The organism is Acinetobacter sp. P37, assembly GCF_057480965.1.
In genome coordinates this window covers 67,604-80,194 of sequence record NZ_JBLIYY010000001.1, presented here as the reverse complement: position 1 = coordinate 80,194, position 12,591 = coordinate 67,604, and the positions used below count along the sequence as shown (strand labels likewise).

14 protein-coding genes are annotated in these 12,591 nt (G+C 40.1%); 7 read left to right on the top strand and 7 right to left on the bottom strand.

Annotated features, from left to right (window positions below; genetic code table 11):
- Positions 1-17: 17 nt before the first annotated feature.
- The 4 genes from AC25JC_RS00395 to AC25JC_RS00380 all read right to left on the bottom strand — a co-directional run bounded on the left by AC25JC_RS00395 (position 18) and on the right by AC25JC_RS00380 (position 2,909).
- Entirely contained in the window at positions 18-1,184 is a 1,167-nt protein-coding gene (locus AC25JC_RS00395) for a ribosomal protein uL16 3-hydroxylase (RefSeq protein ID WP_486923243.1), read from the bottom strand.
- Between the two features lie 96 nt (positions 1,185-1,280).
- A complete protein-coding gene (locus AC25JC_RS00390; protein WP_180022725.1) occupies positions 1,281-1,826 on the bottom strand; it encodes a hypothetical protein in 546 nt (181 codons plus the stop codon).
- A 106-nt stretch (positions 1,827-1,932) separates the two neighbouring features.
- Positions 1,933-2,526 carry a Maf family protein gene (locus tag AC25JC_RS00385; protein WP_180027243.1) on the bottom strand — a complete coding sequence of 198 codons (594 nt, stop codon included), beginning with the start codon at positions 2,524-2,526 and terminating at the stop codon, positions 1,933-1,935.
- Positions 2,526-2,909 carry a DUF2237 family protein gene (locus tag AC25JC_RS00380; protein ID WP_078193708.1) on the bottom strand — a complete coding sequence of 128 codons (384 nt, stop codon included), beginning with the start codon at positions 2,907-2,909 and terminating at the stop codon, positions 2,526-2,528. Before AC25JC_RS00380 ends, AC25JC_RS00385 begins: the two co-directional genes overlap by 1 nt.
- A gap of 140 nt (positions 2,910-3,049) precedes the next feature.
- Between AC25JC_RS00380 and AC25JC_RS00375 the strand changes: the two genes are divergently transcribed.
- The 4 genes from AC25JC_RS00375 to AC25JC_RS00360 all read left to right on the top strand — a co-directional run bounded on the left by AC25JC_RS00375 (position 3,050) and on the right by AC25JC_RS00360 (position 6,790).
- A complete protein-coding gene (locus AC25JC_RS00375; RefSeq protein ID WP_180078411.1) occupies positions 3,050-4,237 on the top strand; it encodes a phosphoglycerate kinase in 1,188 nt (395 codons plus the stop codon).
- A gap of 151 nt (positions 4,238-4,388) precedes the next feature.
- On the top strand, positions 4,389-4,664 hold the full coding sequence (locus AC25JC_RS00370) for a hypothetical protein (RefSeq protein ID WP_078193510.1): 276 nt from the start codon (positions 4,389-4,391) through the stop codon (positions 4,662-4,664).
- A gap of 122 nt (positions 4,665-4,786) precedes the next feature.
- Positions 4,787-5,824: a class II fructose-bisphosphate aldolase gene (fba, locus tag AC25JC_RS00365; protein ID WP_078193509.1), complete on the top strand. Its 1,038-nt coding sequence runs from the start codon at positions 4,787-4,789 to the stop codon at positions 5,822-5,824.
- A gap of 111 nt (positions 5,825-5,935) precedes the next feature.
- The gene (locus AC25JC_RS00360) at positions 5,936-6,790 is read left to right on the top strand and encodes an EamA family transporter (RefSeq protein WP_486923242.1); all 855 of its coding nucleotides are present in this window, start codon (positions 5,936-5,938) and stop codon (positions 6,788-6,790) included.
- Between the two features lie 188 nt (positions 6,791-6,978).
- Here the strand turns inward: AC25JC_RS00360 and AC25JC_RS00355 are convergent, their stop codons facing one another.
- Both AC25JC_RS00355 and nfsB read right to left on the bottom strand, forming a co-directional pair.
- On the bottom strand, positions 6,979-7,212 hold the full coding sequence (locus AC25JC_RS00355) for a hypothetical protein (RefSeq protein ID WP_078188692.1): 234 nt from the start codon (positions 7,210-7,212) through the stop codon (positions 6,979-6,981).
- A gap of 115 nt (positions 7,213-7,327) precedes the next feature.
- A complete protein-coding gene (gene nfsB, locus AC25JC_RS00350) occupies positions 7,328-7,981 on the bottom strand; it encodes an oxygen-insensitive NAD(P)H nitroreductase (RefSeq protein ID WP_111883737.1) in 654 nt (217 codons plus the stop codon).
- Positions 7,982-8,233: 252 nt separating this feature from the next.
- Between nfsB and hpaI the strand changes: the two genes are divergently transcribed.
- Both hpaI and AC25JC_RS00340 read left to right on the top strand, forming a co-directional pair.
- The gene (gene hpaI, locus AC25JC_RS00345) at positions 8,234-9,028 is read left to right on the top strand and encodes a 4-hydroxy-2-oxoheptanedioate aldolase (RefSeq protein WP_486923241.1); all 795 of its coding nucleotides are present in this window, start codon (positions 8,234-8,236) and stop codon (positions 9,026-9,028) included.
- 327 nt (positions 9,029-9,355) lie between these two features.
- On the top strand, positions 9,356-9,574 hold the full coding sequence (locus AC25JC_RS00340; protein ID WP_111883736.1) for a transposase: 219 nt from the start codon (positions 9,356-9,358) through the stop codon (positions 9,572-9,574).
- 52 nt (positions 9,575-9,626) lie between these two features.
- Here AC25JC_RS00340 and AC25JC_RS00335 read toward each other — a convergent pair whose 3' ends face one another.
- A complete protein-coding gene (locus AC25JC_RS00335; RefSeq protein ID WP_486923240.1) occupies positions 9,627-11,036 on the bottom strand; it encodes an LLM class flavin-dependent oxidoreductase in 1,410 nt (469 codons plus the stop codon).
- 304 nt (positions 11,037-11,340) lie between these two features.
- Between AC25JC_RS00335 and AC25JC_RS00330 the strand changes: the two genes are divergently transcribed.
- The gene (locus AC25JC_RS00330) at positions 11,341-12,588 is read left to right on the top strand and encodes an SfnB family sulfur acquisition oxidoreductase (protein WP_180094517.1); all 1,248 of its coding nucleotides are present in this window, start codon (positions 11,341-11,343) and stop codon (positions 12,586-12,588) included.
- Positions 12,589-12,591: the final 3 nt, after the last annotated feature.

Here is a 12,591-nt window from a genome sequence, read left to right as displayed (position 1 = left end):
CTCCCTTTTTATTGAGTTTATTCAGCTTCCGTTGGGACGAGCATCAGCACAGATTCATTTAATAGCATGGCAATATCTTCTAAGATATCAGCATCATATAAAGATTCGTCTAGCGCTAGACTTTGGCCATCGGCAATGGTTTTTAAATGCACTGCAAATTCGTCTGAGATACAGATTCCTTCGCCATTTGCCCAAAACAAAATATCACCGTCTTGCTCTGTATATAGTAAGCGTGAAGCCGGTTCTAACATGAGTTGATAGCCTTGATTTAAGGCCTCTTCAAGATCACCAGTGCCGATTTCTTCGGCTTCAGGAATATTGTCAGGATATTTAGGTTCTGACATTAAGCTCATGATTGCATCTTCAAGTACGGTTGAATTTTGCAATTGTTCAAATAACTTTTCTTTTAAATACTCAAGTTCATTTTCAGTCACTTGGCCAATCGCACTGATTTGATCACGTAAAATATCAGTTAATGGATTTTTAAGTAGGGGATTGTCTGTGAATTTGTCTGTCACTCGATCCATCATTTCAGTGACATTTGGCATGCGGAAGCCAAATGAATACGTCAGACACTCATCTTCAGCTACGCCATAGTGTGACAGGCCTGGTGGCACATAAAGTAAGTCGCCGGGAGCAAGCACTTCATCAAAATGAACGTCCATTTCTGGCAGTAAGCGAAGCGGTTGACCTTCGACAAATGAAGTATCTGCATCACACATCTGACCTAATTGCCAACGGCGGTGACCATAGCCTTGTACGAGGAATACATCGTAAAAATCAAAATGTTGCCCGACAGAGCCACCTTTTTGTGCATACGACACCATGATGTCATCACGACGCCATTGCGGAATAAATGAAAACTGCTTCCATAGCTCGGCTAGGTCAAAAGAATAATGATCGACAGCTTGAACCAATAAAGTCCACAGTTTCGGCATTTTTTGAAAATCGGCTTTAAGTAGTGGAGAAGATTTTACTGTCCATTGGTTAGGATCACGATCTTTTTGTTTGATGAGACGTGCAGTGACGTTATCTTCTAAAGCCAATTCAAGAACATCTTTCGGTTCAAGTATTTGGGTAATTTCAGGGAGTGCATTACGAACCAATAATGGTTTTTTTTGCCAATATTCGGCAAGGAATTGTTCAGCGCTGATGCCGCCGAGGATGTCAAGAGAATGAGCCATAGCTAAATACATACAATTTCAATGGATATATTGTCCCTTGAGATTCCTGTTTTTAGCAAGGCTCTATTTCATTAAATTATTGCGATTAGCTTGAGACTATTTTAAAGGATTGTCTTTGAGATATTGCATGACTAATTTTTCAACTTCCAAATCATAGCTATTGGCAGCAGCCGTTGTCGCTGAAAATTTCATGAATTGCTCAAAATGTGCATTGGTGTCAATTTTAGTATTTTCTTTGTCAGACATTAATTTGAAATGATTCGGCATGACTTTTGCCATCATTTCAACGTTTTCGGTTTGTAGTTTTAGAAGTTTTTTCACTTCAACTGTTTGTGGTTGAATGCTTTCAAATTTTTGTTTGCCTAGAGCAACCAGTTTATTGATTTGTTGTTCTGGCGTGCTACTACCACCGGTTTTGGTTTTAGTCCCTAGCTGTTGAATGATTTGCTCCTGCATTGCAGCGCCTTGTTGTTCTAATTCAGCATAGATAAATTTATATTGAACCCACTCATTGACTAAGTTTTTGTTGTATTGCTGAGAGTTGGTCACAGTTTGATTCACTGTATTGGTATGACCGTTTGTCGAACAAAATAGAAGGCTAATGCTAATGAGGCTAGATGAAATTAAATTAAACGTTTTCATGTTTTCAGTTCTTGGTTGTAATAAATAAGTAAGTGACTTTTTAATCATTAGCCCATAAAGAGCTAATGATTTGCTTATTATGCTGTAACAGATAAAGATTTTAAAATTATGGGACTAAGATCTTAAGCTCACGCAAAATATTGCAGAGTTTAATCATCGGCATACCCATGAGTGTAGTTTGGTCTTGCCCGATCATTTCTTCAAATAAGCTAATCCCTAAACTTTCACATTTAAAACTGCCAGCGCAGTGTAACGGTTGTTCAACCTGAACATAACGTTCAATTTCAGGCAAGCTAAGTTTGCGAAACTTCACTTTATAGTGCTCGACAAGGGTTTGTTCAAAACCTGTCGATTTTTGTTGGACACTGAGTGCCGTACTGAAATAAACGATTTTGTCAGAATTGGCTTGAAGCTGCTTAATGGCTTTTTCATCGCAAAGCGGTTTACCAATAAAAATATCTGGTGCGCCTTCGCGCCATGCGACTTGGTCAGAACCAATCACAATTGCGTCTGGGTGCTGGTTTGCAATCGCAGAAGCTTTTTCAAATGCCAGTCGCTTCGCTAACTCATCGGCATGGTTTTCACCGCGAGGTGTTTCGTCTATATCTGGTACGATTGAGTGGTAATCAATCCGTAAACGGTCCATCAGGTCTTTACGGGTTTGGCTGCTCGAAGCCAAAATGATTTTGGGAGTACTCATTACACTGCATATTCCATAAGTACATCAAGCGGTACATAAGACAGCACCGCTTGGTGACACGCTTGTATTTTAATAGGTGGGGCAAATCCTTCTTGATACGCTTCCACCCAGCGAGTCACACAGATACACCAGAAGTCACCAGGTTGTAGTCCTGGAAAACCAACTTCGGGTAAGGGTGTGATTAGGTCATTGCCAACTTTTTGGGAAAAGTTTAAAAATTCAGATGTCATTTGTGCACACATCGTATGCTGACCAAGGTCTGTTGTTGCTGTATGGCAAAAGCCATTTCTAAAATATCCGGTAATCGGATCAAAACAACAGCTTGCCAAGGGTTCGCCTAAAACATTTAAACGATTAATATTTGGGTCTGGATGAATCGACATAAGCGCTGAATCTTTATAAGGCTTTTCGCTATCATAACAAAACTTTGGCTCTACATAGCTTTTCTGCAAAAGAAGCTAACGTTTTTCTGCATAATCATTTAAAATCGTCGCGTTTTGATATCAATAAAAGAGAGTAATGCATGAACTTTCAGCGTATGACTGACCTAGATTTGGCGGGTAAACGTGTTCTGATCCGTGAAGATCTTAACGTACCAGTTAAAAATGGCGTGATTACAAGCGATGCACGTTTACGTGCGGCGTTGCCAACAATTAAAGCAGCTGTAGAAAAAGGTGCTGCTGTAATGGTGTATTCACACTTAGGTCGTCCTGTTGAAGGTGAGCCTAAAGCAGAACAGTCTCTAGCACCTGTAGCCGCTTATTTAACAGAAGCTTTGGGTCAAGACGTTCAACTGATCACTGACTATTTGGACGGTGTTGACGTTGCGCCAGGTCAAGTGGTTTTACTTGAAAACTGCCGTTTCAATGTAGGTGAAAAGAAAAACAATCCTGAATTATCTGCTAAATATGCAGCACTTTGTGATGTTTACGTTATGGATGCATTTGGTACGGCTCACCGTGCAGAAGCATCGACTGAAGGTGTAGCACGTTGCGCAAAAGTCGCTGCTGCAGGTCCGTTACTTGCTGCTGAACTTGATGCACTAGGCCGTGCACTTAAAACTCCTGCAAAACCAATGGTTGCGATTGTTGCAGGCTCAAAAGTTTCTACTAAATTAGATGTATTAACTTCACTATCTGACATCTGTGATCAATTGATCGTGGGTGGTGGTATTGCCAATACATTCTTAGCTGCTGCGGGCTTCAATGTTGGTAAATCACTTTGTGAAAATGACCTGATCGACACAGCAAAAGCCATTGCCGCAAAAGTATCTGTACCACTTCCAACAGATGTTGTTGTTGCTGATGCTGCTGAAATTGATTTTGCAGACTTCCTTGGTTCATTAGCTGCTGCTAAAGCTGTCGTGAAAAAAGTTGAAGATGTAACAGACAATGACATGATTTTGGATGTAGGTCCTGAAACTGCCAAAGCATTTGCTGAAATTTTGAAAACTTCAAAAACTATTCTATGGAATGGTCCAGTAGGTGTGTTTGAAGTTGATCAATTCGGCGAAGGCACTAAAGCATTGTCTTTAGCGATTGCTGAATCTGAAGGCTTCTCGATCGCGGGTGGTGGTGACACGCTTGCTGCAATTGATAAATATGAAGTTGCAGACAATATTGGTTACATCTCGACTGGTGGTGGTGCTTTCCTTGAATTCGTAGAAGGTAAAACACTTCCTGCTGTAGCGGCGCTTCTTGACCGTGCTTAATTTAGTATTATCAATAAGATAATACAGTATTAAAAAAGGTTGGCTTCGGTCAGCCTTTTTTTATCGCCCATTCATTTTGCCGTCATCAAAGTGCAATATTTCTGCAATAAAATTCATCGCAACACCTAATTCGCAGTAGTAGGAAACAACGATGAACTTAAAACTTGCACTTGCTGTACTTTTAATCGCACCATTAACTTTGACAGCTTGTGCTAAAAAAGAGTCGGCACCAACTGAATCAGAAGCATCTGCTGTTGCCGTAGATAATGCTCAAACAACACCAGAACAACAAAAAGCCATTGATGAACTTGATAAGCCAGTATTGGATGAAAAGAACCAAGATGTTCCTGCTGAAATTGCAAATGCACCTGCAGACGAAGCAACAGCTGACGCTGAAACAGCCGCTTCAGCAGCAGCAGCTCACTAAGATTGTTGTCTTTATTTAAAAAGTCCCTGCAAATGCAGGGATTTTTTTTTAAATAGTGTTATTTGTTGCTGAATTGAAATGATTGAGCATGTAGAATATGCGGCATTACCTGGGAGGATATTATGGCTCTTATTTCATTGCGCCAGCTCTTGGATCACGCCGGCGAACATGCTTACGGCGTACCAGCATTCAACGTAAACAACTTAGAACAAATGCGTGCAATTATGCTTGCAGCAGATGCAACAAATTCACCTGTAATTGTACAAGCATCTGCGGGTGCACGTAAGTATGCAGGCGCTCCGTTCTTGCGTCATTTGATTTTGGCAGCAATCGAAGAATGGCCACATATTCCTGTGGTTATGCACCAAGACCATGGTACTAGCCCTGATGTATGTCAACGTTCTATTCAACTTGGCTTCTCATCAGTGATGATGGACGGTTCTTTAGGTGAAGACGGTAAAACGCCAACTTCATACGAATACAACGTAGACGTGACTCGTCGTACTGTTCAAATGGCACATGCGTGTGGCGTTTCAGTAGAAGGCGAAATCGGTTGTTTAGGTAGCCTTGAAACTGGTATGGCTGGTGAAGAAGATGGTGTAGGCGCTGAAGGCGTACTTGATCATTCTCAGCTTTTAACTTCAGTTGAAGAAGCGCGTTCATTTGTAGCTGATACCAATGTTGACGCACTTGCAATTGCAGTGGGTACTTCACACGGTGCGTACAAATTTACTCGCCCACCTACAGGTGACATCTTAGCGATTGACCGTATTAAAGAAATTCACGCAGCGTTACCAAATACGCATCTTGTAATGCACGGCTCAAGCTCTGTGCCACAAGAATGGTTGGCTGTAATTAATGAATTCGGTGGTAACATCGGCGAAACTTATGGTGTTCCAGTAGACCAACTTGTAGACGCAATCAAACACGGTGTTCGTAAAATTAACATCGATACTGACTTACGTCTTGCATCTACAGGTGCTATGCGCCGTATGATGGCTGAAAAACCAGCTGAATTTGACCCACGTAAATTCTTCTCTGCAACTGTTGATGCAATGAAACAAATTTGTATCGATCGTTATGAAGCATTTGGTACAGCGGGTAATGCTGACAAGATTCGTCCAATTTCTTTAGAGAAAATGGTGAGTCACTATAAATAATTTGTCTTGAGATAGATTATTTTTGAAGAAAAGCCCACAATTAAGTGGGCTTTTCTTTGATTTGAACTTAGAAAAATTGCTTTAAATACAACTCAAGAATAAGAGCGTGTCATGGAATTGATCTTTGCTGCCGCGATTTGCAGTGTTCTCGTTTCAGTAATTCTAAAACTCTGTCGTGATCGGGGTTTTAACCCTGCACAAATGATCACATGGAATTATGCATCTGCGAGTATTTTATGTTTTCTATGGTTTAAGCCGCATCTAGCGCATATTTCGATTAATAAAACGCCGTGGGTTTTAATTGCGGCTTTGGGTGTATTACTGCCGACAATTTTTTATTGCTTAGCACGCTCACTGCAAACAGCGGGTATTTTAAAAACCGAATTGGCTCAGCGCTTATCTGTTGTGCTTTCTCTTAGCGCAGCCTATTTTATTTTCAGTGAATATTTTAATGTCATTAAGCTCATTGGTATCGCACTTGGTGTACTTGCGGTATTGCTGATTTTATTTTCACAGCGCAAGGGAAGCATTGATGGAAAGCAGGGGATTTTATTTTTATTAAGCGTTTGGGCAGGCTATGCACTGATTGATGTGTTATTAAAATTTGCCTCAGGTTTGGGCATGCAGTTTGCAGTGACTTTAAATCTGGTGTTTATTTGTGCATTTTTACTTTCGAGTATTTATAACATCGTACAACACGGCAGTTTGGGGCAGACCAAAAATATCCTCGCTGGATTGGGCTTAGGTCTCTTAAACTTTGCTAATATTGCACTGTATGTGAAAGCCCACATGTTGCTTAAAGACACACCTGCAATCGTGTTTGCTGGAATGAATATTTTGGTCGTGGTTTTAGGTGTGGTTGCGGGCCTCATCATCTTTAAAGAAAAATTGAGAGTCGCAACCGTCTTTGGTTTGATTGCAGGGATCATGAGTGTGGTTTGCTTAGCATATGCCATGTCTGTCTAAGATAATTTTTAGCAAAAACGATCGGGTGTTGTAGTAAATCATCCCACCTCTGCTTGAATTGTTGTTTTGATTCAAATTATTCAGCAAAGTTCAGACCAATTTAAAAATATTATATTTTCACATTGTTACTAAATATGCCGTTATTAAAAAAGCCCTCGATTTGAGGGCTTTTAGTTTTAGATGCTTAGTTAACGTGTGAGTTGTTGAAAACGTTGTAAGGTGTTTTCAAAATAACATTTACCCACTGCAACGGGGTGTTTTAGGAAATCTTGAGTTTCAATTGTGCCTTGTAACTGACCCGGTTGTTTACAGTTTGGGCAGTTTGGATAGCTATGGAGCATATCGCCCGCATATTTTTGTAAATAAACCGTATTGCACGCTTCGCAATGAAATTTCATGGGTAATTTTATAGCTGTAGGCATAGGGAGAGACCTGAGTATATTTTGAGCAGAATATACTCGATAATTGTTTAAATAATAAGTCCTGAAATGACAAAAAAGAGGCAAAATTGCCCCTTTCGTCGGTTTTATGGAAAGCTTAGAGGTGTGTAAAAATTTCTTCAGCATTCAGACGTGATTTAGGTAATTTCGCATTGAAATCATTTTCGCTACGATAGCCTAAAGTCATCAGTACAGAAGGAATCAAGTTTTGTTCAACTAAGCCCAATTCTTCAGTGATGATCGCTTCGTCAAATCCACCAATCGGTGTTGCATCCACACCTTCAATGCCTGCTGCCAAAAGCATTTGACCTAAAGCAATAAATGTTTGGTTTTCAGCCCAACGTTGAATATCACCTTTTTCATTACGATAATAATCGACATAACCTGTACGGCTGTCTTTTTGACCTTGTTTGGCTTTGTCATCTTTAAAGCGACCACTACGATCATCCTGATTTAAAAGATTATCTAAATGCTCTGCAGTGATGTCTGCTTTAGTACAGAATAAAATCGTATGTGATGAATCTAAAACTTTTGGGGCATTGTAGGCATATTTTCCTACTAAGGCTTTGGCAATGCGTTGTTTGGCTGCATCATGATCTGCAATAAAAAAATGCCAAGGCTGAATATTGATGGAAGATGGTGTTAAACGGAGTATTTGTAATAAACGCTCAAATTGTTCCTGTGGAATTTTTTTAGCAGGATTATATGCTTTCGTGGTATAGCGTTGTTTTGATACGTTTAACAGATCCATCGAATATCTCCAGATATAGTTTGCTGTAGTTTAGCGGATAAATGGCCAAATGGTCTAAGGAGAAAATTTTCCAAAAATAGATCTTAGTCGTATATGCTGGACTCAATGGCTAAAAATTAACAGATTTAAGCTGTATGAAGTGCGAATTAGAGTTATATAAAATCATAAGATAGATAAATGCTATTGGTAGTTTTTGCCAAAAGGCGTTTAATCAATTGTAGTTAATCATAGTTTAAGCATGAGACAGCAGCGATGGATTACACCAATCATTTCAAGAAAAAATTAAAAACCGAACAGCAGATTGGTTTGTGGGTCGGTTTAGCCGATGCTTATGGGACTGAAATAGCTGCAAATGCAGGTTATGACTGGTTGCTAATTGATGGTGAGCATGCGCCAAGTGACTTGCGGACGACATTGTCGCAATTGCAAAGTATTGCTGCATATCCTTCGCAAGCTGTGGTTCGACCTCCAATTGGTAGTGTGCAATTAATCAAACAATTGTTGGATATAGGTGCGCAAACCTTGCTCATCCCTATGGTTGAAACTGTTGAACAAGCTCAACTTATGGTTAAGGCAGTACGTTATCCACCCGAGGGTATTAGAGGCGTTGGTGCAGCATTAGCACGTGCAACACGTTGGAACAGTATTCCTGACTATTATGCAGATGCACATGAAAATATCTGTTTACTGATTCAGATTGAGTCAATTGAAGGGATTAAAAACTTAGATGAAATACTGAAAATTGATGGCATCGATGGGGTGTTTATTGGTGCCGTGGATTTGTCGGCGACGATGGGTTATCAAGGGAATCCGAATCATCCTGAAGTACAAAAAACCGTGATTGATGCGATTCAGCGCATACGTAAGGCGGGTAAAGCTGCAGGTATTTTGTCGACACAACATGATGTGACTCAGAAATATATCGAGTTAGGCACAGAATTTGTTGCCGTGGGTGTCGATACCAGTGTGCTCATGAATTCGTTACGTGAACTTTTATCGAAATACAAAAATGATACCCCAGTTACGAAAACAGAAGGTGGTTACTAAGCGATACAGCCTTCGTTATATTATTCACTGTATGGGTAATTAATTTACTCGATGGTTAAAATTTTAATTCAATAATTTTAGCAAAAGTAGTAGCTTAGAGTATATGTAAACTCTACTTTTGCTAATCAAAGCGCAATATTGTATACTTCTGCTTAACTCGAAGCGGGTAATGTTCCTGCTTATCTTTTTTATTTAGCTGATTGTGATTTATCTGTATTCAAGCTTCTGACTTGAATCTTATCTTTGTAACTACAGAATTATTATTCCAAACCCGATTGATTAATCTCTTTGTTCTGTCACAAAAAGCTCACATGTTGAGTAAATCTTTTGAATATTTTAAATACTTGGCAAACTGCCAAAGCTGTAAATGGCGATGAAATTAATGTGAAATTGGTGCCTTTGAAACGTCAACAAAATACCAATGCTGGTTTAATTTGGGTGGATGTTGGGCAAATGATTGAATTAGAAACAGGCGAGACATTTAACCTGAATCTAGATGGTAAAAGCTTCTATACTGGCCCAAACCAGCTATATCGCTTAGCCTGAAAGCAAAAAACAGCAGATCATCTGCTGTTTTTTTTTGCCTAAATAAAGCGGCTTAAACCATTTCTACGTGTTGATTGATATTCCCAACTTGAGCGTGGTTTTTATATCGGTATTGCGCCGCACGGTGGTTGTCGGGCAATTTCGCGCCTTGGCCGAAGAGTTTTTCACGCAAGGTTCCGTCAGCATATTCTGTTTGATATACACTACGACGTTGTAATTCTGGTACCACGTATTCCACAATATCTTCAAAACTCTTATGCGCCAATATGTAGGCTAAGTTAAAGCCATCGATACCAGTGTACTCAATCCACTCTTGTAAGCGGTCTGCCACGGTGATTGGTGAGCCAACAATGACTGGGCCGTTACCGCCGACACTGGTCCATTTTGCAATTTCCTCAATCGTCCAAATTTTATTAGGATCTGCCTCTACATAAGATTGCAGCATGGATTGAATGGCATCGGTTTGAATGTATTCAACTTGATCTGTTGGTTTAAACTGCGAAAAGTCGACACCTGACCAGCCAGAAGCCAGGGTCAAGCCGCCGTCATAGCTGCCATATTGCTGATATTCACAGAATTTTGCTTGGGCTTTTTCATCGGTCTCATCAACCACTATGGCCAGCATGGTATAGATCAGAACAGAATTCGGATCTTTGCCTTCTTTCACTAAATTATGACGAATACCATCTGCCAGCTTTTTTACAGCAATTTGAGTTGGTGCAGAGATGAAAACACATTCCGCATTTTGACTAGCAAACTGTTGTCCGCGTGCTGAAGCGCCAGCTTGATATAAAACCGGTGTACGCTGGGGTGAAGGTTCGCAAATATGAATGCCAGGAACTGTAAAGTATTTTCCTTCATGTTGAATTGGATGCACTTTACGGTAATCGGCAAAAATCCCTTTTTGCTTATCGCGTAGCACAGCATCATCTTCCCAAGAACCTTCCCAGAGTTTATAGAGGACCTCTAAATATTCATCTGCAATGTCATAGCGGTTATCATGGCTGACTTGGGTTTTCAGACCTAGATTTTTAGAGCCACTTTCTAGATAGGAAGTCACAATGTTCCACCCTGCACGGCCTTTCGTCAGGTGATCTAAAGTACTCATACGCCTTGCGAAAGTATAGGGGTGCTCAAATGAAATTGAAGTCGTGACACCAAAGCCTAAATGTTTGGTGACGGCTGCCATTGCGGGAACAATTTGCAAAGGATCATTCACTGGCACTTGCACTGCGCCAGTCAGCGCATGTTCAGCAGAACCATGATAGACATCATAGATACCCAAAACATCTGCTATAAAGACACCATCAAATTTTCCGCGTTCTAAAATTTTAGCTAAGTCGGTCCAATATTCTAGGTCTTTGTATTCTGTAGAACGGTCTAATGGATGACGCCATAGACCGGGTGACTGATGTGCAATACAGTTCATTTCAAAGGCATTGAAGCGAATATTTTTAGACATGATTTTTTACTAGGTTATTTAATCTCTTGCATAAGAGGGTATATAAAAATACAGCTGCATTTATTAATAAAAAGTCAAAAACAAATCTGAATAAATGCTAATCATAATTTTTGAATACTTCATATATTCATATGGATAAGCAGATATTTTTTTTGTTTGGTACGGCTTATAAAGATTTTGTTTGACAATTAAAAATGTAAATTCCATGTCATGAAAACTGATTTGTTTTGATGATAATTCTATAAATAATCAAAATAAAAAGTGCTAGCTTATTTGAATAATATCTAAACTGAGCATTTTAAGAATGACTTCAAAAATTGAAATTAAACTAAAAGAGGCGCAAAACATTCCGCGCGATTTCTATCAATCTAACGGTTTAGCGCATATTATTCGATCTGATCAAGAAGCTATCGAGGTTGCTGAACAATTAGCAGTGGAATTTACAAAAGAATCAGCTAAACGCGATCATGAACGCCGCTTACCTTTGCAGGAAGTACAGCAATATTCAGCATCAGGTTTGTGGGGCATTACTGTACCGCGTCAATTTGGTGGTGCAGGAGTGAGTTATAAAACCCTTGCAGAAGTGGTCAAAATTATTTCTAGTGCAGACTCATCCCTAGGACAAATTGCCCAAAACCATTGGGCCTTTGTCGAGCATATTCGTTTGGATGCAAATCCATCACAGCAAGAGTTTTTCTTTGATCAAGTCTTACAAGGTAAACGCTTTGGCAATGCATTTTCAGAAAAAGGTTCCAAAACAGTTGCAGATTTAACAACAGCCATTGAGTTTAAAGATGATCATGCGCTCATTAATGGTCAAAAATTCTTTGCAACAGGCGCTTTGCTTGCACATTGGATACCTGTTGTTGCTGTGAATGATGGAAAGCCTTATGCAGCCTTAGTACGCCAGCATACGCCGGGTTTAACCATTATTAACGACTGGAGTGGTTTTGGACAAAGAACGACAGTCAGCGGTTCTGTACTGTTGGACAATGTCAAAGTGGATTTAAATCACATTGTACCCATTCATCAAGCTTTTGAACGTCCAACGGCTGCGGGCGCTATTTCTCAATTCATTCAATCTGCTGTCGATGCTGGTATTGCGCGCGGTGCGATTAATGAAACGATTCAATATATACGCCAGCATGCACGTCCTTGGATTGATTCAGGCTTAGAAAAGGCGGTGCAAGATCCGTATACGATTGCCAACATCGGCGAGTTGAAAATTAAACTCCGAGCTGCAGAGGCAGTGTTGGCTTTGGCGGGTGAAGCGATAGACCGAGCCGTAGAGAACCCAACAGAAGAAACAGTGTCAGAGGCAACACTACTAACAGCAGAATCTAAGGTCCTGACGACTGAAATTGCGTTACTTGCGGCGAATAAACTATTTGAACTCTCAGGCACACGATCAACATTGTCTGAGCTGAATTTAGACCGTCATTGGCGTAATGCGCGCACGCATACTTTGCACGATCCCGTACGTTGGAAGCTGAATATTGTAGGCAACTACTATTTAAATGATGTACCACCGCCGCGCCATGCTTGGAGTTAAGAG